Source organism: Variovorax sp. PBS-H4 (assembly GCF_901827205.1).
In the GTDB taxonomy this organism is placed as follows: domain Bacteria; phylum Pseudomonadota; class Gammaproteobacteria; order Burkholderiales; family Burkholderiaceae_C; genus Variovorax.
In genome coordinates this window covers 1,427,338-1,450,041 of sequence record NZ_LR594675.1, presented here as the reverse complement: position 1 = coordinate 1,450,041, position 22,704 = coordinate 1,427,338, and the positions used below count along the sequence as shown (strand labels likewise).

23 protein-coding genes, 1 tRNA gene and 1 pseudogene are annotated in these 22,704 nt (G+C 64.6%); 7 read left to right on the top strand and 18 right to left on the bottom strand.

Features of this window, described 5'->3' with window-relative positions; all coding sequences use genetic code 11:
* Nucleotides 1–47 precede the first annotated feature (47 nt).
* Genes E5CHR_RS06820 through E5CHR_RS06805 form a run of 4 tightly spaced genes read left to right on the top strand, consistent with a single transcriptional unit; the run spans nucleotide 48 to nucleotide 3,585 of the window.
* Entirely contained in the window at nucleotides 48–1,541 is a 1,494-nt protein-coding gene (locus E5CHR_RS06820; RefSeq protein WP_162578987.1) for an MBOAT family O-acyltransferase, read from the top strand.
* Nucleotides 1,542–1,551: 10 nt separating this feature from the next.
* Nucleotides 1,552–2,568, top strand: coding sequence for an HAD family hydrolase (locus tag E5CHR_RS06815; RefSeq protein WP_162578986.1), 1,017 nt, complete (start codon nucleotides 1,552–1,554; stop codon nucleotides 2,566–2,568).
* Nucleotides 2,569–2,605: 37 nt separating this feature from the next.
* Nucleotides 2,606–3,361: a cell division protein ZapD gene (gene zapD / locus E5CHR_RS06810; RefSeq protein ID WP_162578985.1), complete on the top strand. Its 756-nt coding sequence runs from the start codon at nucleotides 2,606–2,608 to the stop codon at nucleotides 3,359–3,361.
* 8 nt (nucleotides 3,362–3,369) lie between these two features.
* Nucleotides 3,370–3,585 (top strand): DNA gyrase inhibitor YacG, encoded by a 216-nt coding sequence (locus E5CHR_RS06805; protein ID WP_162578984.1) that lies wholly within the window; start codon nucleotides 3,370–3,372, stop codon nucleotides 3,583–3,585.
* Here the strand turns inward: E5CHR_RS06805 and E5CHR_RS06800 are convergent.
* Genes E5CHR_RS06800 through secA form a run of 4 tightly spaced genes read right to left on the bottom strand, consistent with a single transcriptional unit; the run spans nucleotide 3,579 to nucleotide 8,923 of the window.
* Nucleotides 3,579–4,004: an NUDIX domain-containing protein gene (locus E5CHR_RS06800; protein WP_174255699.1), complete on the bottom strand. Its 426-nt coding sequence runs from the start codon at nucleotides 4,002–4,004 to the stop codon at nucleotides 3,579–3,581. The genes E5CHR_RS06805 and E5CHR_RS06800 overlap by 7 nt on opposite strands.
* An 8-nt stretch (nucleotides 4,005–4,012) precedes the next feature.
* Nucleotides 4,013–4,882, bottom strand: coding sequence for an ATP-binding protein (locus E5CHR_RS06795; RefSeq protein ID WP_162578983.1), 870 nt, complete (start codon nucleotides 4,880–4,882; stop codon nucleotides 4,013–4,015).
* Nucleotides 4,879–6,108, bottom strand: a complete 1,230-nt coding sequence (gene argJ / locus E5CHR_RS06790) for a bifunctional glutamate N-acetyltransferase/amino-acid acetyltransferase ArgJ (protein ID WP_162578982.1) — start codon at nucleotides 6,106–6,108, stop codon at nucleotides 4,879–4,881. Before argJ ends, E5CHR_RS06795 begins: the two co-directional genes overlap by 4 nt.
* A 28-nt stretch (nucleotides 6,109–6,136) precedes the next feature.
* On the bottom strand, nucleotides 6,137–8,923 hold the full coding sequence (secA, locus tag E5CHR_RS06785; RefSeq protein WP_162578981.1) for a preprotein translocase subunit SecA: 2,787 nt from the start codon (nucleotides 8,921–8,923) through the stop codon (nucleotides 6,137–6,139).
* A 176-nt stretch (nucleotides 8,924–9,099) separates the two neighbouring features.
* On the opposite strand from secA, the gene E5CHR_RS06780 reads away from it, so the two are divergent.
* The 3 genes from E5CHR_RS06780 to E5CHR_RS32055 all read left to right on the top strand — a co-directional run bounded on the left by E5CHR_RS06780 (nucleotide 9,100) and on the right by E5CHR_RS32055 (nucleotide 10,788).
* Nucleotides 9,100–9,405, top strand: a complete 306-nt coding sequence (locus E5CHR_RS06780; protein ID WP_162578980.1) for a hypothetical protein — start codon at nucleotides 9,100–9,102, stop codon at nucleotides 9,403–9,405.
* Between the two features lie 10 nt (nucleotides 9,406–9,415).
* Nucleotides 9,416–10,249, top strand: a complete 834-nt coding sequence (locus E5CHR_RS06775; RefSeq protein WP_162578979.1) for an alpha/beta hydrolase — start codon at nucleotides 9,416–9,418, stop codon at nucleotides 10,247–10,249.
* Nucleotides 10,250–10,326: 77 nt separating this feature from the next.
* Nucleotides 10,327–10,788 carry a hypothetical protein gene (locus tag E5CHR_RS32055; protein ID WP_162578978.1) on the top strand — a complete coding sequence of 154 codons (462 nt, stop codon included), beginning with the start codon at nucleotides 10,327–10,329 and terminating at the stop codon, nucleotides 10,786–10,788.
* 77 nt (nucleotides 10,789–10,865) lie between these two features.
* Here the strand turns inward: E5CHR_RS32055 and E5CHR_RS06765 are convergent, their stop codons facing one another.
* From E5CHR_RS06765 to E5CHR_RS06700, 14 genes and pseudogenes are all read right to left on the bottom strand, one after another.
* Nucleotides 10,866–11,591 carry a Vgb family protein gene (locus E5CHR_RS06765; RefSeq protein ID WP_162578977.1) on the bottom strand — a complete coding sequence of 242 codons (726 nt, stop codon included), beginning with the start codon at nucleotides 11,589–11,591 and terminating at the stop codon, nucleotides 10,866–10,868.
* Nucleotides 11,592–11,636: 45 nt separating this feature from the next.
* Nucleotides 11,637–12,857 carry a helix-turn-helix domain-containing protein gene (locus tag E5CHR_RS06760; RefSeq protein ID WP_162578976.1) on the bottom strand — a complete coding sequence of 407 codons (1,221 nt, stop codon included), beginning with the start codon at nucleotides 12,855–12,857 and terminating at the stop codon, nucleotides 11,637–11,639.
* A gap of 54 nt (nucleotides 12,858–12,911) precedes the next feature.
* The gene (locus E5CHR_RS06755) at nucleotides 12,912–13,598 is read right to left on the bottom strand and encodes an N-acetyltransferase (RefSeq protein ID WP_162578975.1); all 687 of its coding nucleotides are present in this window, start codon (nucleotides 13,596–13,598) and stop codon (nucleotides 12,912–12,914) included.
* Nucleotides 13,599–14,246: 648 nt separating this feature from the next.
* Nucleotides 14,247–14,879, bottom strand: a complete 633-nt coding sequence (locus E5CHR_RS06750; protein WP_162583598.1) for a trimeric intracellular cation channel family protein — start codon at nucleotides 14,877–14,879, stop codon at nucleotides 14,247–14,249.
* 26 nt (nucleotides 14,880–14,905) lie between these two features.
* Nucleotides 14,906–16,168 (bottom strand): M20 family metallopeptidase, encoded by a 1,263-nt coding sequence (locus E5CHR_RS06745; protein WP_162578974.1) that lies wholly within the window; start codon nucleotides 16,166–16,168, stop codon nucleotides 14,906–14,908.
* Between the two features lie 446 nt (nucleotides 16,169–16,614).
* Nucleotides 16,615–17,328: an arsenical resistance protein ArsH gene (arsH, locus tag E5CHR_RS06740; protein WP_162578973.1), complete on the bottom strand. Its 714-nt coding sequence runs from the start codon at nucleotides 17,326–17,328 to the stop codon at nucleotides 16,615–16,617.
* On the bottom strand, nucleotides 17,318–18,376 hold the full coding sequence (gene arsB / locus E5CHR_RS06735; RefSeq protein WP_162578972.1) for an ACR3 family arsenite efflux transporter: 1,059 nt from the start codon (nucleotides 18,374–18,376) through the stop codon (nucleotides 17,318–17,320). The genes arsH and arsB overlap by 11 nt, the downstream gene beginning before the upstream one ends.
* A gap of 73 nt (nucleotides 18,377–18,449) precedes the next feature.
* Nucleotides 18,450–18,518 (bottom strand): annotated as a pseudogene (locus E5CHR_RS06730) (arsenate reductase ArsC); the annotation flags it as partial.
* A gap of 69 nt (nucleotides 18,519–18,587) precedes the next feature.
* Entirely contained in the window at nucleotides 18,588–18,908 is a 321-nt protein-coding gene (locus E5CHR_RS06725) for an ArsR/SmtB family transcription factor (RefSeq protein WP_162578971.1), read from the bottom strand.
* A 169-nt stretch (nucleotides 18,909–19,077) separates the two neighbouring features.
* Nucleotides 19,078–19,153: transfer RNA gene (locus tag E5CHR_RS06720), tRNA-Thr, on the bottom strand.
* A gap of 60 nt (nucleotides 19,154–19,213) precedes the next feature.
* Entirely contained in the window at nucleotides 19,214–19,789 is a 576-nt protein-coding gene (locus tag E5CHR_RS06715; RefSeq protein ID WP_162578970.1) for a ClpXP protease specificity-enhancing factor, read from the bottom strand.
* A gap of 27 nt (nucleotides 19,790–19,816) precedes the next feature.
* On the bottom strand, nucleotides 19,817–20,428 hold the full coding sequence (locus tag E5CHR_RS06710; protein ID WP_162573324.1) for a glutathione S-transferase N-terminal domain-containing protein: 612 nt from the start codon (nucleotides 20,426–20,428) through the stop codon (nucleotides 19,817–19,819).
* Nucleotides 20,429–20,524: 96 nt separating this feature from the next.
* Nucleotides 20,525–21,280: a cytochrome c1 gene (locus E5CHR_RS06705; protein ID WP_162578969.1), complete on the bottom strand. Its 756-nt coding sequence runs from the start codon at nucleotides 21,278–21,280 to the stop codon at nucleotides 20,525–20,527.
* Nucleotides 21,281–21,301: 21 nt separating this feature from the next.
* The gene (locus E5CHR_RS06700; RefSeq protein ID WP_162578968.1) at nucleotides 21,302–22,702 is read right to left on the bottom strand and encodes a cytochrome b; all 1,401 of its coding nucleotides are present in this window, start codon (nucleotides 22,700–22,702) and stop codon (nucleotides 21,302–21,304) included.
* Between the last annotated feature and the right edge of the window lie 2 nt (nucleotides 22,703–22,704).

Below are 22,704 nucleotides of genomic sequence, written 5' to 3'. Positions count from 1 at the left end.
AACAGAAGAAGACGGCGCGCGAGGCCAGCGCGTGCGCCCCATCAGAGATGCTTTTCAATTCGCACGCGTTTCTCTTCGTCTATTTCCCGATCGTCCTGCTCGGTTTTTTCATGATCGGCAAACGCAATGCGCGCGCTGCGGCCGGCTTCCTGGCCCTCGCCTCGCTGTTCTTCTACGGCTGGTGGAGTGTCAAGGCCCTGCCGCTGCTGATCGGCTCGATCTGCATCAACTACTGGTTCGGACTGCGGCTCACGCCCGGGCCGGGGCGCAGCGACGCCGAGCGCAAGCGCCTGCTGATCATCGCCCTGGTGGTCAACCTGGGCGTGCTGGCCATCTTCAAGTACGCGAACTTCTTCGTCTCGAACGTCAATGAAGGACTGGCGGCCGCGGGCTTCTCGCCGATACCGATGCTGCACATTGCGCTGCCGATCGGGATCTCGTTCTACACCTTCACGCAGATCGCCTTCCTGGTCGATTGCTGGCAGGGCAAGGTGCACGAGCGTAGCTTCATCCACTACGCGCTGTTCGTCACCTATTTTCCCCACCTGATCGCCGGGCCGGTGCTGCACCACGCGCAGATGATGCCGCAGTTCGCCAATCCGCAGACCTACAGGGCCGATCCGCACAAGGTGGCCGTGGGCCTGGCCATCTTCAGCTTCGGGCTTGCCAAGAAGCTGCTCATTGCCGACCCGATGGGGCAGTACGCGGACCTGATGTTCAACGGCGCGCACAACGGCATGGCGCCCACGCTCTACACCGCTTGGTTCGGCGTGCTCGCTTATACGCTGCAGATCTACTTCGATTTCTCGGGCTACTCGGACATGGCGGTCGGCCTGTCACTGTGCCTGGGCGTGCAACTGCCCCTCAACTTCCGCTCGCCCTACAAGTCGACCAACATCATCGAGTTCTGGCGGCGCTGGCATATCTCGCTGTCGACCTTCCTGCGCGACTACCTCTATGTGCCGCTGGGCGGCAATCGCAAGGGTCCTGCCCGACGCTACCTCAACCTGTTCCTCACCATGCTGCTGGGCGGGCTCTGGCACGGCGCCGCCTGGACCTTTGTGATCTGGGGCGCGCTGCATGGCGCCTACCTGATGATCAACCACCTCTGGAATGCCAAGGTGCGGCGAAACGTTCCTGCAGGGCCCGTGGCCCGTGTGATCGGCTGGCTGCTGACGTTCCTCTGCGTGATGGTCGCGTGGGTGGTCTTCCGCGCCGACGGCATGCACACGGCAATGGCGGTCTACAAAGGCATGCTGGGCTTCCACGGGGCACCGCCCACGGCCTTCAGCGAGCTGGGGCTGGTGCCCTACCGGAAGTCGGAGTTCTTCAGGACGCTGCTGGTCGGCCTGATCATCTGCCTGGCCTTCCCGCCCACCATTTCGCTCGAGCGGTGGGTGCCGCATCCGCAGGGACTGGCGGGCAACAGGGTGCTGGCCCTGGGTTCGACCGTCATGGTCGCTGCAGGCAGCTTCCTGGTGTTTGCCTGGGCGGTGTCGAAGCTGGGCGGCTACAGCCCCTTCCTGTACTTCCAATTCTGAAACAAGCGACATGAAGCTCGCAAAGATCTGGCTCCGCATCTTCGTCACCGGCTATGTCATCGTGTTCGCGATGTGGCTCGTCTCTCTGACCACGCTCCCGCCCTATGGCGATCTGACCCGCATCGGCCACCTGGCGGAAGAGGATTTCGGCTGGACCAAGCCCGGCCCCACGGTCGATCCGGCCTACCTCAAGGCGGCTCCGGTCGGCGAGGCCGACGTCCTGGTCATCGGCGACAGCTTCTCGATGACGCTCTATTGGCAGGCCTCGCTGGTGAAAGCGGGCTACCGCGTCGCCACCACCTACTGGGGCCAGTACGGCACGGTGATGTGCAAGGATTTCGACCAGTGGCTCCAGCGCGCGGGCTTCAAGGGCAAGCTGATAATCTTCGAAAGCGTGGAGCGCCTGCTCGACGAGCGCACGGTAGACGGCCAAGCCTGCAACAAGGTCGTCAAGCCCTTCGAGTCCAGGCTCGAGCCCTTCGTCAAGCCCGCCGTGCTTCCGGGCCCCGATGCCCTGCCCAACTGGACCGCACGTTTCGATACCGGCCCCGAGGCCTACTACAACTCGTGGCGAGCGAAGAAGTCTCAGGTCGATCTGCTCTTCAACAAGAACACCTGGGTCCGGTCCTTTCCCGGAGGTTGCAAGTACTTTTCCCATCGCGAGTGCAACAAGCTGCCCGTCTTCGTCGATGAAGAAGGCAACGGCCCCCTGACCCTGGGCACGCTGGAGCGCATCAAGGCCTTTGCCGCGCAGCACCCGGCCATCCCGCAGCTGTGGATGGTGATCCCCAACAAGGCCACCGTCTACCTCAGGCCCGACTTCTCGAAAGACTTCGTGAAGGGCTTCGTCGAGGCCAGACTCGGCCCCGACCTCTACGCCTTTTCCCGCGAGAAGAGCGAGAAGATCCAGGACTTCTATTTCTCGAACGACACCCACCTGTCCATGCATGGGCAGCTGGCGCTGGGCGAGTACATGCTGGGCGTGGTGCGTGAAGTGCTGCCTGTCCCACAGACGAAGTCACCGTGAGAGGCTTATCATCCCGCGACGGGAAACCCACACACACGTGATCCTCTACGAATACCCCTTCAACGAGCGCATCCGGACTTACCTGCGGCTGGAGCACCTGTTTCGCCGCCTCGGCGAGCTCGTACCCGCCGACTCGCCTTTGTCCCACCACTACGCGCTGGTCACGATCTTCGAGATCATGGATGTGGCCGCGCGCGCCGACCTCAAGGCCGACGTGCTGCGCGACCTGGACAAGCACAAGAACGTCTTCAATGGCTACCGCGGCAACCCCGCGATTTCCGAGGCGGTGCTGGACCAGATCGTCGCCAAGCTCGAAAGCAATTTTGCGACGCTCAACACGATAGCGGGCAAGGCGGGTCAGGCGTTGACCGAGAACGAGTGGCTGATGAGCATCCGCAGCCGCGCGAGCATTCCCGGCGGGACCTGCGAGTTCGATCTGCCCGCCTACTACGCCTGGCAGCACCGCCAGGCCCACGAGCGCCGTGCCGATCTGGAGCGCTGGTCCTCCACGCTTGCGCCCCTGGCCGAGTCGATCTACCTGCTGCTGAAGCTGCTGCGCGATGCCGACGTGCCCTACAAGGTGATCGCCACCGGCGGCCAGTTCCAGCAAACGCTGCCGCAGGGCCGCAGCTTTCAACTGCTGAGGCTGCGCATCGACCCGCGGCTGGGCCTCATTCCAGAGATCAGCGGCAATCGGCTGATGGTGTCGGTGCGGCTGATGCGGCACGAGGCGGACGACCGCCTGCACCAGAGCACGGAAGATACCCCTTTCGAGCTCACTCTCTGCGCTTGAGGCTTGCGATGGCAACGAGCAAGAAGACTGCCGCTGGCGAGCGCATCGTGCGTTGCCCGGCGTGCGGCCAGGACAGCGTCTACGGACCGAGCAATCCCTACCGCCCGTTTTGCAGCGCGCGCTGCAAGGGCATCGATCTCGGCGCCTGGGCCAACGAAGAATTCCGGATGCCGGCGGAGGCGCCGCCCGATGACGAGGCTTTCGGAGACCCCAAGCTTCAGTAGGCGGGCCGGGCCAGGCCGCGTTCTTGCGCCAGCCAGTCGAGCACCGGCAACGCCCCCGGCAGCACCGGTGTGACCGACAAAGGCAGCTGCTGCCAGCACATGGCCTGGCCTTCACGCATCTCGAACTCGCCCCGCCACGCGCGCACCTTGCACCAGTGCAGGCGTACCAGCGCGTGCGGGTAGTCGTGCTCGGTGGTTTTCCAGACCTCGGCGGCATCGATGGTGATGCCCAGCTCCTCGTGCAGCTCGCGCCGCAATGCCTGCTCGATGGACTCGCCGCTCTCGATCTTGCCGCCCGGGAACTCCCAGTAGCCGGCATAGGGCTTGCCTTCAGGACGCGTCGACAGCAGCAATGCCTCGTCGGCCGCGCGGATCAGGATGCCTACCGCCACCTCGGTGTGCTTGCGTTCGTCCGCCATCGACGCGCTCAGTGCCGCCCGGCGTAGTCGCGCGCGAACTGGTAGGCGACGCGGCCGCTGCGCGAGCCGCGCTCCAGCGCCCAGACCAGCGCCTCCGGGCGCGCGGCCTCGATGGTCGCCGCATCGGCGCCGAAGGAGGACAGCCACTGCGCGACGATCGCGAGGTACTCGTTCTGGCTGAAGGGATAGAAGCTCACCCACAAGCCGAAGCGCTCCGACAGCGAGATCTTTTCTTCGATCACTTCGCCCGGGTGCACCTCGCCGTCCTCGGTGTGGGTGTAGCTCAGGTTGTCTTTCATGTACTCGGGCAACAGGTGGCGCCGGTTGCTGGTCGCGTAGATCAGCACGTTGGGCGTAGCCGCAGCCACCGAGCCGTCGAGGATCGACTTGAGCGCCTTGTAGCCCGGCTCGCCCTCGTCGAAGCTCAGGTCGTCGCTGAAGATGATGAACTTCTCGGGTCGCTGCGATACCACCTCGACGATGTCCGGCAGGTCGGTCAGCTCGGCCTTGTCGACCTCGATCAGACGCAAGCCTTCGGGCGCGTAGGCATGAAGGCAGGCGCGGATCAGCGACGACTTGCCGGTGCCGCGGGCCCCGGTGAGCAGCACGTTGTTGGCCGGCTTGCCTTCCACGAATTGACGCGTGTTGCGCTCGATCTTTTCCTTCTGGACGTCGATTTCCTTCAGCGCGTCGAGCGGCATCGGCGCCAGGTGGCGCACCGGCTCTAGCGTGCCATGGCCCGAGCTGCGCCGGCGGTAGCGCCAGGCGATGGAGGCGTGCCAGTCGGCCGGCGCTGCCAGCGGCTGGGGAAGGATGGATTCGATGCGGCCGATCAATTGCTCGGCGCGCTCGATCAGGCGTTCGAACTTCTCATTCATGACCTGTAGTCGGCGTTGATCGACACGTAGTCGTGGCTCAGGTCGCAGGTCCACACCGTGTCCGCGGCTTCGCCGCGGCCGAGCGCGATGCGCACGGTGATCTCGCTCTGCTTCATCACGCGCTGGCCGTCTTCCTCGCGGTAGCTCGGATTGCGCCCGCCCTTGACGGCCACGTGCACGTTGTCGAGGTAGAGATCGATGCCGGTCTGGTCGAGGTCGGCGATGCCCGCGTACCCGACCGCCGCCAGGATGCGCCCGAGGTTCGGGTCGCTGGCATAGAAAGCAGTCTTGACCAGCGGCGAATGTGCGACCGCGTAGGCCACCTGCCGGCATTCGGCGGCGTCGCGGCCGCCCTCCACGCGCACGGTGATGAACTTGGTGGCACCTTCGCCGTCGCGCACGATGGCCTGGGCCAGGAGGCGAGCGACCTCTTGCATGGCCTCGACCAGCGCGCGGCCATCGGGCGAATCGAGCGAATCGATGGCGGCGTGCGCGGCCTTCTGCGTCGCAATGACCACGAAGGAATCGTTGGTCGAGGTGTCGCCGTCGATGGTCACGCGGTTGAAGGAGGCGTCGGCCAGGGCCTTGGCCAGGGGCTGGATGAGCGCGGGCGCGATCTTCGCGTCGGTCGCCATGAAGCCCAGCATGGTCGCCATGTTGGGCCGGATCATTCCGGCGCCCTTGCTGATGCCGGTGATGCTGATGGTCGCGCCGCCGATCTGCACCTGCCGGCTGAAGGCCTTGGGCACGGTGTCGGTGGTCATGATGCCCTCGGCCGCACGGGCCCAGTGGCCGGGCTGCGCATCGGCCAGCGCGGCCGGCAGGCCCGCCTCGATGCGGTCGATGGGCAGCGGCTCCATGATCACACCGGTCGAGAAGGGCAGGATTTGCTCGGTCGCCACCTCGAGCTTGCGGGCCAGCGCGATGCAGGTCGCGCGGGTGCGCGCCAGCCCGTCCTCACCGGTGCCGGCATTCGCGTTGCCGGTGTTGATCAGCATCGCGCGGATGCCGAAGTTCTTCTGCAGGTGTTCGCGGCAGACCTGAACCGGCGCGGCACAGAAGCGGTTCTGCGTGAACACGCCGCCGACCGCGGCGCCTTCGTCGATCAGCACGACCGTCAGGTCCTTGCGGTTGGCCTTGCGTACGCCCGCTTCGGCCACGCCGATGCGAATGCCGGGCACCGCGTGCAGCGCCGCGGGATCGGGAGCGGAAAGATTCACTGGCATGGCAGATTTCAGTTCGTTCGGTGTCAGGTCAGGTCAACTTACCGTGGCAATGCTTGAACTTCTTGCCGCTGCCGCAGGGGCAGGGATCGTTGCGTCCCACGCGCGCGAAGGCAGCGGCGCCGGCAGACAGGCCACCCGCAGCGATTGCCGCGAGGCGGCGCTGGCTTTCCTCGTCCACGCGGACCTCCACCTCGCCTGTCTCGGTCGGAGCGCTGTAGGTGATGTTGGCCAGGTTCTCGCCGCGGCTCTCCATGGCCTCGGCCGCCTGCTCCAGCTGCTCGGTGGATTGCACGCGAACTGTCATGAGCTGGCGCGTGACTTCGTTCTTGACCGAATCGAGCAGCTGGCCGAAGAGCTCGAAGGCCTCGCGCTTGTATTCCTGCTTGGGCTGCTTCTGCGCATAGCCGCGCAGGTGGATGCCCTGGCGCAGGTAGTCCAGCGAGGCCAGGTGCTCGCGCCAGTGGGTGTCGATGCTCTGGAGCAGCACCATGCGCTCGAACTGCGTGAAGTTCTCCTGCCCGATCAAGTCCACCTTGGCATTGAAGGCCTCGTTGGCAGCGGTGATCACCTTCTCGACGACGTCCTCGTCGCTCATGGCGGTCGCCGCTTCTACTTCCTTCTGCAGCGGGAGGTCGATGCCCCACTCGCTCGCAAGTGTCTTCTCGAGGCCGGCCAGGTCCCACTGCTCCTCGACCGACTCGGCGGGCACGTACTCGCGGACCAGGTCCGTGAAGCAGCCTTCGCGCAATGCGGCGATCTGCGCCGTCAGGTCGCCGGCATCGAGGATGTCGTTGCGCTGCTGGTAGATCACCTTGCGCTGGTCGTTCGACACGTCGTCATACTCGAGCAGCTGCTTGCGGATGTCGAAGTTGCGCGCCTCGACCTTGCGCTGAGCGCTCTCGATGCTGCGGGTGACGATGCCGGCCTCGATCGCCTCGCCGTCCGGCATCTTGAGGCGGTCCATGATGGCCTTGACGCGGTCGCCTGCGAAGATGCGCATCAGCGGGTCGTCCAGGCTCAGGTAGAAGCGCGACGAGCCGGGGTCGCCCTGGCGGCCCGAACGGCCGCGCAGCTGGTTGTCGATGCGCCGCGATTCGTGGCGCTCGGTGGCGATGATGCGCAGGCCGCCGACCGATTTGATGAACTCGTGGTCCTTTTCCCAATCGGCGCGCAGGCGCGCGATCTCGGACGCCTTGGTGGCAGGGTCCATGACCTCGTCGATCTCGACCGCTTCGATCGCCTTTTCGACGTTGCCGCCGAGCACGATGTCGGTGCCGCGGCCAGCCATGTTGGTCGCGATGGTGATCATCTTGGTCCGGCCCGCCTGTGCCACGATCTCGGCCTCGCGCGCATGCTGCTTGGCGTTGAGCACCTGGTGCGGCAGGCCGGCCTTGGAGAGCAGTCCGTCGATGATCTCGGAATTCTCGATCGACGAGGTGCCCACCAGCACCGGCTGCCCGCGCTCGTAGCACTCGCGGATGTCCTCGATCGCGGCTTCGTACTTCTCGCGCGTGGTCTTGTAGACGCGGTCGAGCTGGTCCTCGCGCCTGCTCGGCCGGTTCGGCGGGATGATCATGGTCTCCAGGCCGTAGATCTCCTGGAACTCGTAGGCCTCGGTGTCGGCCGTGCCGGTCATGCCCGCCAGCTTGGCGTAGAGGCGGAAGTAGTTCTGGAACGTGATCGAGGCGAGCGTCTGGTTCTCGGCCTGGATTTCGACGCCTTCCTTGGCTTCGACGGCCTGGTGCAGGCCGTCGCTCCATCGCCGGCCGGTCATCAGGCGGCCGGTGAATTCGTCGACGATCACCACCTCGCCCTGCTGCACCACGTAGTGCTGGTCACGGTGGTAGAGATGCCGCGCGCGCAGCGCCGCATTCAGGTGATGCATCAGCGTGATGTTGGCCGGGTCGTAGAGCGAGGCGCCCTCGGGAAGCAGCTTGAATTCGGAGAGGACCCGCTCGGCCTTCTCGTGGCCTTCCTCGGTCAGGAACACCTGGTGTGTCTTCTCGTCCACCGTGAAGTCACCCGGCTTGGTAACGCCTTCGCCGGTGCGGGGATCGGCCTCGCCTTCCTGGCGGGTGAGCAGCGGCACGACCTTGTTGATGGCCAGGTAGAGCTCGGTGTGGTCCTCGGCCTGCCCGCTGATGATCAGCGGCGTGCGCGCCTCGTCGATCAGGATGGAGTCCACCTCGTCGACGATGGCGTAGTTCAGCCCGCGCTGCACGCGGTCCTGCGTCTCGTAGACCATGTTGTCGCGCAGGTAGTCGAAGCCGTACTCGTTGTTGGTGCCGTAGGTGATGTCGCTGCCGTAGGCCTCCTGCTTTTCCTCGCGCGGCATCTGCGGCAGGTTGATGCCCACCGTGAGGCCGAGAAAGTTGTAGAGGCGGCCCATCCAGCGCGCGTCGCGATTGGCGAGGTAGTCGTTCACCGTCACCACGTGCACGCCTTTGCCGGTCAGCGCATTGAGGTACACCGGCAGCGTGGCAGTCAGGGTCTTGCCTTCGCCGGTGCGCATCTCGGCGATCTTGCCGAAATGCAGCGCCATGCCGCCCAGCAGCTGCACATCGAAGTGGCGCATCTTCATCACGCGCTTGGAGCCTTCGCGCACGACGGCAAAGGCTTCGGGCAGCAGGTCGTCGACGGTCTCGCCCCGACCGAGCCGGTCCTTGAACTCCTGGGTCTTGGCACGCAGGGCGTCGTCACTGAGCTTCTCGAGCGTCGGCTCGAGCGCATTGATGCGATCGACCGTCTTGCGATACTGCTTGAGGAGCCGGTCGTTGCGACTGCCGAAGATCTGGGTCAGGAAATTGGTGGCCATGCGAGCGGGTCGACAGCGACCCCATGGCATGCGGGTCCGCGACCGAAATTCCTAAGAAAGTGAAAGCAGGTGGGCGCGCCTGGCGCAAAATCAACACGCCAAATGGGACGGACCCCGCCAGCACGAGTGCCGGCAAACCGGGCATTTTAGCCGCGTTGCCATTTCAGCACCTTGCCATGAACCGTCGTCTCCATCCCCTCACCCTGCAGCAAGCCGCCGAGGATTCGCCCACGCTGGCCAGCCTGATGGCGCGTGCGCGCGACGCCTCCGAACGGCTGCAGGCCATCCAGGAACTGATCCCGCCCGAGATGCGCTCGGCCGTCCAGGCCGGGCCGGTCGACGGCAACAGCTGGTGCCTGCTGGTGCGAGGCAGCGCTGCCGCAGCCAAGCTGCGGCAGCTGGTGCCTGCGCTCCAGGCGCGATTGAAATCGAGGGGCTGGGCCGACGTCACCTTGCGCCTGAAGGTCCACGGCCGCCACTGAGAAGCAAACCTTGTCATCCAGAGCCTTTCGCATCGCACTTTCGGCCTCGGCCGCTGCCATCGGCAGCATCGCGGCCTACTGGACCCTCCTGGCAACGCGCCAAGGGCACATCCTGTTCAATGCCCGCAAGCACCCCGTCGTCCACCTGTCCGACGACTTTTCCACCTACTCGCACACCGTGCCGGGCGGGATGGTGCGCGGCTATGTCTATCACCCCCATGGCGAGGAAGCGCTGCAGGACCTGTTCATCTACTTCGCAGGACGCGGCGAGGATGTCCGCGCCACTGCGCAAGCCCTGCACTGGCTTCCGCAAGGCTTCGGATTCGCGGCCATCAACTACCGCGGAGTGGCCGACTCCGAAGGGCACCCGTCCGAGCTGGCCTCCGTGCAGGACGCCAGCCAATTTTCCAATCACCTGCGGCGGGCCCTCCCGCACGCGCGTCTGCACGTGGTCGGTCGAAGCCTGGGGACGGGGGTGGCCATTCAGCTCGTGGCGCGGCAGGAGTTTTCGAGCCTGCAGCTGATCACGCCCTACGACTCGATGCTGGAGGTGGCGAAGCGGCGGTTCCCGCTGGTTCCGCTTTCTCTGTTGTTGCGCCACCAATTCAATTCGTTGACGCACTGCAAGGAAGTCGCCGCAAAGACACAGGTCCTCCTGGCCGAGCGGGACGACGTGGTGCTGCCGGAGCGCTCGCAGAAGCTCATCGCGGCCTGGCCGACACCCATCAGCGTGCAGACGATCGCCGGCTCCGACCACCACAACATCATGGGCATGGAAGCGACCTGGCTCCATCTCGTCGACTTTGCCTTGACGGCCATTCTCCCGGAGCCGAAGGCAGCTTGAGTCTCCCGAAGCAGGAGGCGGCTTTCGCCAGGTGCTCAGGCAGACGGATGCCAGCTGCGATGCCACGGCAAACGCCCGTGGCGATCAAACCGGTGACGACAAGCATCGCCGCGGCGTGGACGCCAACGGCCGCGAGCGCCAGCATGAGCGAGTCCGACGTGCTGATTCGCCGGGCCGACGCATCCCCGAAACAAAGCGGGACCAGCGCCGGGACCAGCATCACTCCGGCGCCGTGCGCAGTGGACATGATGAACGACCAGAGCGCCAGCCCGGCATACCCGGCCGGCGACCGCGCGCTCTGCGGCGCACGGCCCCATAGGCAAAGCACCGCGAGGACGATCAGCAGCCCGCCCGCCACAGCTTGCAGCACCAGGCGGTTCATCGACAGACCGAGCGCCACCGCAGCCGCCACGGCTGCAATCGAAGCGGCATGCCCGATCGCGATCGGCGCAAGCGCCAGCAGTGCCTGCGCCCGACTGCGCGAGCGTACTCCCCAGGCGGCGGCCCACATCCAGCCGGTGGCGGGGTTCAGCCCATGAAGGGCGCCGACCCCTGCGATCGCCAACCATGGCCATGAACTTCCCATGAAGCTGATCCGGTTCGGACTGCGCGGTTTTCAGTCGGGCGCGCAGCAAGCGTGGCCCGCCGATTTGGCAGGGCCTTCGGAGCTGATGGCGTTTCCGGGGCGCCGCACGGCGCGGACCCTCCCGCTTCCTCCGCCCCCCGCATAGAAAAGGCCGGCCCCGTCCGACTCCAGCCCGCTGACGCCGGTGCCATGCGGCATTTCGAGGCGCTGGAGCACGTCGCCACTTCCCGGGTCGATGCGGCGGATGTCGCTTTCGTCCCCTTCCCAGGTTCCATGCCATAGCTCGCCATCGACCCAAGTCACGCCCGTGACGAAGCGATTGGACTCGATGGTGCGAATGACTTCTCCGGTCGCAGGATCGATCTGGTGGATCTTGCGATCACGGTACTGGCCTACCCACAGGCTGCCCTCGGCCCAGGTGAGCCCCGAGTCGGCTCCGTGTCCCGGCGCCGGGATCGACGCCACCACCCGGCCCGTGACCGGATCGACCTTGTCGATGCGCGACTCGGCGATCTGGTAGAGGTGCGTGCCGTCGAAAGCGGTGCCGGCGTCGCCGACACAGTCCAGAGCGCGCGTGGTCTGGCCGCTCTGGGGATCGAACGCGACCAGCCCGGCGCTGGTCGCGGCCCAGACGCGCTGGCCGTCGTACGTCACGCCGTGCACACTGCTGGCATCGCCAAAGGGCCCGTACTCGCGCACGATTTCGGCCGCGTTCACTGCGCCCTCGGGTTCTTTCTTCAAGGTCTTGCTGATCACCGCTTGCTCCTTCTGATGCACCTTGATTGGCGCCTGGTGACAACTCTAGTCAAGCGCGAGCACAGCGGGGAGTAACAAGATCGTCGTGAATCCGGACAGCGGCGACGACAGCCACCGCTGAGCCCGGCCTCGTCCGATCGAGCGCACCCGGCCCTCCGCCTCCAGCTCGGCGAGTGCGCGCTGAACGGTGCGCTGACTGGCTCCCAGGGCCAACGCGAGGGCCGATGTCGACCAGGCCGCGCCATCGGCGAGCAACGCTGCCAGCGATGCCTGCTCGCCATCGATGGGCGGCGCCAATACGACGACGGTGCGCTCATCGCGTGGCTTCAGCACGAAGCCTCGCGCAGTGGCTTCGATGCAGGCCTGCGCCGTGACGAGCGCACGCAGACGGCCAATTTCGACCCGTAAGCGTGCTCGATGGCTCTCGTCGGGATGGCGGGTGCGGAATGCGCACGCGATCAAGGCTTCCCGATCGACATCGCCAGGCCACGCCTCGGCCAGCGCGCGCGCCAACGTGAACAACACCGGCCGCCGCGCCAGCGAGCGCCAACGCGCATCGATGCCCAGGCCGCGGCGGCAGGCGTCGACCACCAGCGCGCCGGAGTTCAGGAGCGTCGCAACCTCGTCGAGGCGCAGCAGCTGCTCGCCGCCGGGATGCAGGCGCCGGGCTGCCGGGCAGTCGAGCAACGTGCGCGCGTCCGCGACCTCGGCCAATAGCGCAGGCACCCGTGCGCGCTGGGCCGCCTCGTACGCACGGTCGAGCGCCGCCCGGGCCGTGTCGACGCGCAGCGACCGCAGCGCGAGCTCGGCCTCGGTCAAAGCGGCTACAGCCACCAGCGACGGTGTTTGGCCGCGCGCATCGACGCGCGCCAGCGCAGCCGCTGCCTCCTCAAGGCGACCGAGCAGCAGCAGCCGGCGCGCCGCGATCAGCCGCGCCTGCAGCGCATTGGCATGGTCGCCCCCGGCTTCGAGCGTGGCCGACGCCGCTGTCAGCAAGCGCGGCGAGCTGTCGAGGTCGCGGGCAGCGAGCGCCACTTCGGCTTCGGCAACGATGCAGCGCGCGCGCGCCAGTTCCTCGTGGGTGCCGAAGCCACGCGCCGCGAGGCGCAAGAGTTCGCGCGCCCGCGCGTGATCGCCGAGCTGCGCCATGGCGATGCCGCGCAAAGCCCGCGCCGGCGGGTCGTCGCGCAGTGCAACCCGCTTGAGCGCACCGAGCGGGTCGCCGGCGGCAAGGGCGCGCGCGGAGGCGGCGATCAGGGAGTCCATGGCAACAGGCTACCTCAGCACACCCGTGTTGCTGCGCCTGCGCGTTTCGAACGATCAAGGCCTCAAGGCTTCAACGCCTCGACGCACCAACGCCCCGACGTCCCAGCGTGCGGCATCTTGCATCCCGACCGCGGCTCGGAACTGTGACAACGACCTGGTCCTGGGGAGCAAGAACATCCTGGTTTCCAGTCGGTCAAGATCCCGGGGATCAATCCTGCCGCCCAGGTAGGTGAGCTTCTTCTGGCGAAGCTCGGCGAAGCCAGATTCGTAACGCCGCGCCAGGCTGTGCCAAAGGGCGTGCGCACCCGGCGACTGACGCGCGCCTGTCATCAGGCAGATGCCGGTGCCGAGTGCCCAGTCGTAGACCGCCGTCGCGATACCGAGCCGTTGATATTGCGCCAGATAACGCGAGTGCGGAGAGCGAAGATGCCGATCTGCCCGGCGGTCGACTTCGACCAGTCTGTTGAACACCGTGCAGCCCGCAAGACATCGACGTTGCGTGTCTTCGACGTACGCGTAGAGCTCGCCGTCGGCCTCCCTGACGTGCACTTTGAGACGTGAGTCATGAAGGTCGAACGTCGGCAGGCCATGGAGCGGGTTGCCCGGCCTATGAATGCGGTCGTAGATGGCGTCTAGCGACTCGCCGCGGTCCCCTGCCGGATCTACATCGAACCTAAGTTCGGCCGGCCGGTGTAAAGGGATGCGGAAATATGGAAATGCGTATGGGGGGAAGTGGGTCACGGCAAGGGTGGACTGAGGGGTCAGGGCGAATCTTTCGACATGGCTAGCGCGAACCTCCCAGTGCGCGATGTCGCGACTCTGGCAGGGCGGGGTCAAGGCAAGTGGCCGGTCAGAGAGCCAGGCTACGACCTGGTGGTCAAATGACTTTCTGGCGTAGTCGCCGTGGGGGCGCTGGCGATCGGCGTAGCAGCGAGCGGGTTCTCGAGCGACGGAGCAGGCTCCTGACCCAGGAGCTTCCAGAGACGGGCGAAATCAAGACCGGTAAGCGTTCGCTCGCCGTGACCAACTGCGTGCATTGCAGCACTCCATCGAATGCGAACGCCGTTCGAAATTGACATTCGCGACCGCGCGAGGCTTGTGCCCGGCGGTGAATGGTTGCGCTGAAAGGGGAGAGAGCGGACCGCCGGGCTTAGGAATGTGCGGGCGTTGCCTGAGACGAGGCCTTGCTTGCAGCCGCGCGTGCGTAGCTGGCTGCCAGAAGCAGCGCAGCCAAGGCAACGTGGGTGCAAATCAGGGCGGTGGCCATGAGGGAGAGTCTAGGTGGTCCAGCTTTTACTGCAATCTAACGCGGCAATGTCCTCACAGCCTCTGCCAGATTGCATGTGCGCCTGGGGCGTACGCTCGGCCACCTCGATGCCACAAGCACGCCTAGTCGCTCTTGGAATTGCGTCCGGGAGCGCGTGGCAGATTCCACTTGTAGCGAAGGGACAGGTAACGCAGCGCGAAGCACGCCGTCAAAGCGACCCAAGTCCGCCAGCTCGACATCCATCCGAGGCGTTCACCAGCCACTTCAATGACGGCGCCGACCAGCGCAGCCAACGCGTAGATCTCGCGCCGGAGGATCACCGGCACCCGATTGAGCAGCACGTCGCGGGCAACTCCGCCGCCCACGGCGGTGACCACTCCCAGCAGGACCGCCACCTCCGCGCTGTGACCGAAGATCATGGCCTTCTGCGCACCGGTGACGGCAAACAGCCCCAACCCCAGTGAATCGAACAGGGTCACCGGGTGCGCAAGTCGCGTGACCAGTGGGCCCGCGGCGATCGTCATCCATGCCGCGACCAAGGCGACAGCGAGATAGCGCCGATCGGTCAGCCCGGTGGGCGGCACCGCGCCGATGCATAGGTCGCGCACCACGCCCCCGCCGCAGGCGACTGCGAAGGCGATGACCATGACACCGAACCAGTCGAGTCCCCGGTCTTTTGCTGCGACCGCACCGCTGATCGCGAACGCAAACGTGCCTGCCAAGTCGAGAATGGTGAACAGACGATGGTCGCTCAGGCCTGCCGTGGTCCATTCGTGAATATTCATGGGCCAGGACAAAGCCATGCGCCGGCAGCGGTCAACATGGCCTGGAGGCCGGTCTCGAGTGTCGGGTGGATCTGCGGCGCAAATTTCGGCGAGTGGTTGCTGGGGATTTTGTTGACGGTTCGATCCCGTTTGGCATTCGCGTACACGTCCGGGCTGGTTCCCCCGACGAACCAGAACACATAAGGCACGCCCCAAGTGCGACCGAAGATGCTGAAGTCTTCGCTGGCGGATGCCGGACTGTCCGCGAGCGAAGCGTTCTGTCCGAACGCCTGACCGAAAGCCTCGGCGACCTTTTGCGTGGCGACCAGGTCGTTCTCCGTCAGCGGGTAGCTGTTGATGGTGGTGAACTCCGGTTGCCGTTCGGCCCCAGAGGCATCGCATTCGGCACAGCAGATGCGACGGATCGACTTGAGCATGTATTCGCGCGTGTCCTCACTGAAGGTGCGCATGTTCAGCTTGATGGTGGCGTCATCGGGGATGATGTTTTCCTTGGTACCCGCTTGCAGCGAGCCGATCGTAAGCACCGCCGGCTCGGTCGGCGCAATCTCGCGCGAGACGATGGTCTGCAGGCGCAGCGCAGTCGCGGCGGCCATGATCACCGGATCGATGGATGTCTGCGGCTGCGAACCATGCGAGCCGCGCCCGAACAGCCTGATTTTGAGGCTGTCTCCGGCCGACAGCGTGACACCGGGCCGATAGCTCACGGTGCCGGCCGAACCAACCATCACATGTTGGCCAAGGATGATGTCAGGCTTCGGAAATCGGCCTTCGTCCCAGTCGTGGACCATGGCGGTCGCGCCCTCTGCCGTTTCTTCTCCTGGTTGAAACACGACTACCAGAGTGCCGCGCCACTCGGCGCGGTTCGATGCCAAGATGCGTGCAGCGCCGATCATCCATGTCACATGCATGTCGTGGCCGCACGAATGTGCGACCCCCACCTCGATGCCGTCAGCGTCGCGCGCCGTCACGGTGCTTGCATACGGCAGACCGGTGTTTTCAGCCATGGGTAACGCGTCCATGTCGGCGCGCAGCATCACGGTCGGCCCAACGCCGCTTTTCAGCACGCAGACGACGCCGGTCACGCCGACGTTGCGTGTCACCTCGTAGCCAGCGTCTTGCATCGCATCGGCAACGAGCTTAGCGGTACGCACTTCCTGCATGGACAGTTCGGGATGCTGGTGAATGTCCTTGTAGAGTGCTTCGAGTTCGGGCACCAGGGCGGGCCTGGCAAGGTCGAGAGCTTGAGTGAGAGCGTTCATGACGGCTCCGCAAATGATGAATTGAAGTTGATTCGGCGCTTTAGACCTGCACTTTCGTCCGTTCTCCATTTCAACTGCCCGAGGCAACGCGATTTTCTGCAGCGGGTGCTCTCGATCGACAACGCGATGTCCGTCTTTAGGGACATGTGGGTCTTACTCGATCAGACTGACCTTCCGCTGACTGCATGACGACCACGGATTGACGCGGCAGCATACGGATTGATGCAGGTGGCATTGCGGCTTCGACGGGTGAGTTCTGCGACCGGAAGGCTTGCGGATCAGCCTAAACCCAGCATGCATGCGGGTTCCAAGATTTTTTGTGTGTGCCGCTTGTCGGCTTGAATCCAACAGCGGAGCGCCGCTAAGTTGTTGATCCACTTGGCCCCGACCAAGCGGGTGGGGTTGCTGATCCACACATCTATCATGTGAGCGTTCGCCTCCCGGCGTCAGATGGACCGCAGGTTGACCCGCGCGGAGAACTTCTCTGCAGACTCCCTCCGTTCGCTGTAGCGGTCTACCAAGTACGCCGCCGAATCCCGCGTCAGGAGCGTGAACTTCACGAGTTCCTCCATTACGTCTACGACTCGCTCGTAGTACGCCGAGGGCTTCATGCGGCCCGCCTCATCGAACTCCAGGAACGCCTTCGCCACTGATGACTGGTTCGGGATGGTCAGCATCCGCATCCAGCGCCCCAGCACCCGCATCTGATTCACGGCGTTGAAGGACTGTGACCCTCCCGACACCTCCATGACCGCCAGCGTCTTCCCCTGAGTCGGCCGAACGGCTCCCAACGACAGCGGAATCCAGTCGATCTGCGCCTTCAGGATGCCGCTCATGGCGCCGTGGCGCTCTGGCGAGGTCCACACCATGCCCTCCGACCACGCCGCAAGGCCGCGAAGCTCGGTCACCTTCGGATGGTCCTGAGGGGCGCCATCGGGGAGCGGCAGGCCAGCGGGGTTGAAGGTGCGCGTCTCGGCGCCGAGCGCATGCAGCAGGCGGGCCGCTTCCTCAGTCAGCAGGCGACTGTACGACCGCTCGCGAACGGACCCGTACAGCAGCAGGATGCGCGGTGCGTGGGTCGCTCGCTCCCGTGGGTGCAAACGTTCAAGGTCGGGCCTTGCGAAGCACGCCAGATCGACGTTCGGCAGCTTAGCGTTCATACCAACCTCGCGAAGCATTCACGACCTTCACCACGGCCAGCATGATCGGCACCTCGATCAACACGCCTACGACCGTCGCCAGCGCGGCCCCGGAGTGGAATCCGAACAAGCTGATGGCGGCGGCGACGGCCAGCTCGAAGAAGTTCGATGCTCCGATCAGTGCCGACGGGCATGCCACGTTGTGCTTCTCGCCCACCACTCGGTTCAGCCAGTACGCAAGGCCGGAGTTGAAGACGACCTGGATGAGGATCGGTACCGCCAGCATCGCAATGACCAGCGGTTGCTTGAGGATGGCCTCGCCCTGGAACGCGAACAGGAGCACCAGGGTGAGCAACAGAGCCGCGATGGACCAGGGGCCGATGCGTGCCAGTGCCCGCTCGAACGTCGCGATGCCGGACTTCAGCAAGCTGCGCCGCCAGAGCTGGGCGAGGATGACCGGCAAGACGATGTAGAGCACCACGGAGGTGATGAGCGTGTCCCACGGCACCGTGATGGCGGAGAGGCCCAGCAGGAGGCCGACGATGGGCGCAAAGGCGAACACCATGATGGTGTCGTTGAGGGCTACCTGGGAGAGCGTGAACACCGGGTCCCCGCCCGTCAGCCTGCTCCACACGAAAACCATGGCGGTGCATGGTGCAGCGGCCAGCAGAATCAGGCCCGCCACGTAATCGTCGAGTTGGTCGGCAGGCAGATGCGCCGCGAAGACGTGCCGCACGAACAGCCAGCCGAGGAAGGCCATCGTGAAGGGCTTTACCGCCCAGTTGACGAAGAGCGTCACGCCGATGCCGCGCCAGTGGCCCGCGACTTGCCCCAGCGCCGAGAAATCGACCCGGAGAAGCATCGGCACGATCATGATCCAGATGAGCAAGCCCACAGGGATGTTCACCTTCGCGACCTCCATGCGGCCGAAGGCCTGAAACACCGAGGGGAACAGTTGGCCGACGGCGATGCCCAAGACGATGCAGAGGAAGACCCACACCGTGAGGTAGCGCTCGAAGACGCTCATGGAGGCCGCGCTTGGGCGGGACGGTTCGAGGACTGCGCTCATGTCGGGGAATCGGTCATGTCAGCGCCCGCACCTCGCGCTGGATGGCAGGTGCTCCAGGTCTGGTTCATGAGGCCTCTGCGAGGATGGAACGGGCTGAGTTGCCGGTACATGCGAAGAGGGCGTTGTAGGTTGGAGTGGTCATGGGTGTTCAGGTAGACCAAAGTCTTGAGCCGGCAGGAAGCGGACGTGGAACCGAATCATGGCAGCCCCTTCAACAGGCGCAGGCGGTCGCCTCGGTGAAGCAGTGCTGGCCCTGGCAACAGTTCTTCGTGAGGAACCCGAGGAGCGCGTCCATCTGGTCGAAGGCGACCCGGTAGATCAGGTTCCTACCTTCGCGCTCCTGGGTAACCAAGCCCGCGTGAGTCAGCTCCTTCAAGTGAAACGAAAGGCTCGTGGAGGGCACCGCAAGGCGCTCCGCAATGACTCCCGGGGTGAGGCCCTCGGGGCCCGCAACGACGAGCGCGCGGAATACCCGAAGGCGCACCGGCTGGGCGAGGGCGGCAAGGCTGGCTACGACGGTTTTTTCTTCCATATTTCGATGATAGTCGAAATGTCGAAAAGTTCTGAAGACCGTTTGGCGTCGAGCCAAGTGCAGGGAGCCGAATACGGTTTTCCCGGTGGAACTACCTTGAGTTCGACCACCGGAAGGCCCTGCGGATCGCCCGAAACCCAGCATTCATGCGGATTTCGAATTTTTTGTGTGGTGCCGCTTGTCGGAATCGAACTGACGACCTACCGCTTACAAGGCGGTTGCTCTACCAACTGAGCTAAAGCGGCACGGGAATGGGCTGTGATTCTAACGGCGCCCGCGCGTGCGCCGCCCCATCGCTCCATCTGCTATTTGATGCGCTTCAGCGAGGGACGCGAACCGCCTGCACCTGGAGGGCGCGGCGGATCTTCGGGGTCGGGCGGTGTGGACGCCGTCGTCGTTGCCGCGGCGTCTTCGGCTGCGCTTTCACCGCTGATCAGGTGCACCACCTTGCTGGCGTCGGCTTCCGCGCCGCGAGAGGCATCGCGCAGGGGCGCGCGCGCTGCGGGCGCCGCGGGCCCACCCGCCAAGCCGGCATCGACTGGCGCTGTACTACTGGGCGCCGGCGCCGGAAAAGCCATGCCCTGGCCGTTCTCGCGCGCATAAATCGCAATCACGCGGCCCACGGGCACGCTGATCTCACGCGCGGTCCCGGCGAAGCGGGCCTTGAACTCGATGAAGTCGTTGCCCAGCTTGAGCGAACTCGTTGCATCGAAGCTGATGTTCAACACGATCTCGCCGTTTTTCACGTATTCGCGCGGCACCTGCACGGTGTCGTCGACCTGCACCGCCACGTAAGGGGTGAAGCCGTTGTCCGTGCACCATTCGTACAGCGCCCGGATCAGGTACGGACGGGTCGAAGAGGACTCCAGCGCATTGATCATGAAAAAAGCAGCAGCAGCGTTCGGCGTTTACTTGCGCATGACCTTTTCGGACGGCGTCAGCGCTTCGATGTAGGCCGGTCGCGAGAAAATGCGCTCGGCGTACTTCAGCAGCGGTGCGGCATTCTTGCTCAGGTCGATGCCATAGTAATCCAGGCGCCAGAGCAGCGGCGCAATGGCGACATCCAGCATGGAGAAATTGTCGCCAAGCATGTATTTGTTCTTGAGGAACACGGGCGCGAGTTGAGTTAGCCGGTCCCGGATATGCGAGCGGGCCTTTTCCAGTGCTTTGTCGTTGCCCTTGGCGCTGCGGTTCTCGAGCGTGGACACATGCACGAACAGCTCCTTCTCGAAATTGAGCAGGAACAGGCGCACGCGAGCGCGGTCGACCGGGTCGCCCGGCATCAATTGCGGATGCGGAAAGCGCTCGTCGATGTACTCGTTGATGATGTTCGACTCGTACAGGATCAGATCGCGCTCGACCAGGATCGGTACCTGGCCGTACGGGTTCATCACGCCGATGTCCTCCGGCTTGTTGTAGAGATCGACGTCGCGGATCTCGAAGTCCATGCCTTTTTCGAACAGCACGAAGCGGCAACGATGGGAGAAAGGGCAGGTCGTTCCTGAATACAAGACCATCATGGCTTAAGGCTCCTAAAAACTAAAAAGAGTGGGTTGCTCTCGGCAACCCACTCCGCAAGGACGCGCGCCCGCAAAAGCTGGGCCGCGTTCCCTCTGTTACTTCACGTCTTTCCAATACGAGGCATTCAGACGCCATACGAAGACCAGCGCCAGGACCAGGAACAGCAGCACCCAGACGCCGACGCGAACGCGGGTGTTCTGCGCCGGCTCGGCCATCCACTGCAAGTAGCCCACCAGGTCGCCCACGGCCTGGTCGTACTGCAGGGGCGTCATGGTGCCGGGTGTGACCTGCTCCCAGCCCTTGAAAACCTCAGTCTCATGTCCGTGGGCTTCGACTTTGTCGAACACCGGGCGGCGATCACCCTGCATTTCCCACAGCACATGGGGCATGCCGACGTTCGGGAACACCAGGTTGTTCCAGCCGGTCGCCTTCGTGTCATCGCGATAGAAGGTACGCAGGTAGGTGTAGAGGTAGTCGGCCCCGGTGCCGCCGTGGCCGGCGCGCGAGCGGGCGACCAGGGTGAGGTCGGGCGGCACGCCACCGAACCAGGCCTTGGCCTGGACGGGGTCGATGTTGGCCTTCATGGTCTCGCCCACCTTGTCGGTGGTGAACAGCAGGTTGTCCTTGATTTGCTGCTCGGTGATGCCGATGTCCCGCAGCCGGTTGTAGCGCATGAACGCCGCCGAATGGCAGTTGAGGCAGTAGTTGACGAACAGCTTGGCGCCGTTCTGCAGCGCGGCGAGGTCGTTGGTCTTGTTCGGCGCCTTGTCCCACGCGATGCCGCCCTCTGCGGCATGCGCGCCGGACACGATGCCGAGCACTGCGATCAAGGTGAGGATCAGTTTCTTCATTGTTTGTGTGCTCCGGCTCTCTCAGTGCGCGTGGAAGGTCACGCGCTCGGGCACCGGCTTGAATTCGCCGATGCGGCTCCACCACGGCATCAGCAGGAAGAAACCGAAATAGAAGAGCGTACCCACCTGTGACACGCGCTCGCCCGTTGGCGAAGGCGGCTGCACGCCCAGATAGGCGAGGACCACGAAGTTGATGACGAACAGGCCGTACAGGTACCAGTGCCAAGTCGGACGATAGCGGATCGAGCGAACCGGGCTGTGGTCCAGCCAAGGCAGGAAGAACAGGATGATGACGGCGCCGCCCATGACCAGCACGCCCCAGAACTTGGCGTCGATCGACAGCATCATGGCCGCGACACCCACGGCGACGATCACGATGATGGCCTTGAAGACCGCGGCGACACGCGCCTTCCAGACGCCGAATACGGCAGCCGCGATGACACAGGCGATCAGGGCATACATCATCTCGCTGGTGATTGCGCGCAGCATCGAATAGAAGGGCGTGAAGTACCAGACCGGCGCGATGTGGTTCGGCGTCTTCAGCGAATCGGCGGGGATGAAGTTGTTGTACTCGAGGAAATAGCCCCCGGCCTCAGGCGCGAAGAAGATCACGGCGGAGAAAATGGTGAGGAACACCACCACGCCGAAGATGTCATGCACCGTGTAGTACGGGTGCGACGGAATACCGTCCAGCGGGTGGCCGTCGGGGCCACGCTTGGCCTTGATCTCGATGCCATCAGGGTTGTTCGAGCCCACTTCGTGCAACGCGATCAGATGTGCGACCACCAGGCCCAGCAGCACCAGCGGCACCGCAATCACGTGAAAGCTGAAGAAGCGGTTGAGCGTGGCATCGCTCACCACGTAATCGCCCCGGATCAGCAGGGCCAGGTCGGGGCCGACGAAGGGGATGGCAGAAAACAGGTTCACGATCACCTGCGCGCCCCAGTAGCTCATCTGGCCCCAGGGCAGCAGGTAGCCCATGAAGGCCTCGGCCATCAGGCAAAGGAAGATGGCGCACCCGAAGATCCAGATCAGCTCGCGCGGCTTGCGATAGCTGCCATAGATCAGGCCGCGGAACATGTGCAGGTAAACGACGATGAAGAAGGCCGAGGCACCGGTCGAGTGCATGTAGCGGATCAGCCATCCCCACGGCACGTCGCGCATGATGTACTCGACCGAGGCGAAGGCCTGCGCCGCATCGGGCTTGTAATGCATCACGAGGAAGATGCCGGTCACGATCTGGATGACGAGCACCAGCATCGCCAGCGAGCCGAAGATGTACCAGAAGTTGAAGTTCTTCGGTGCGTAGTACCGGCCCCACTGGTCGTTCCACAGCTTGGTGAGCGGGAAACGGTTGTCGACCCAGTTCAGCAGCTTTTCACCCGCCGGGGCGTTGGGTGAGATTTCCTTGAATTCAGCCATGT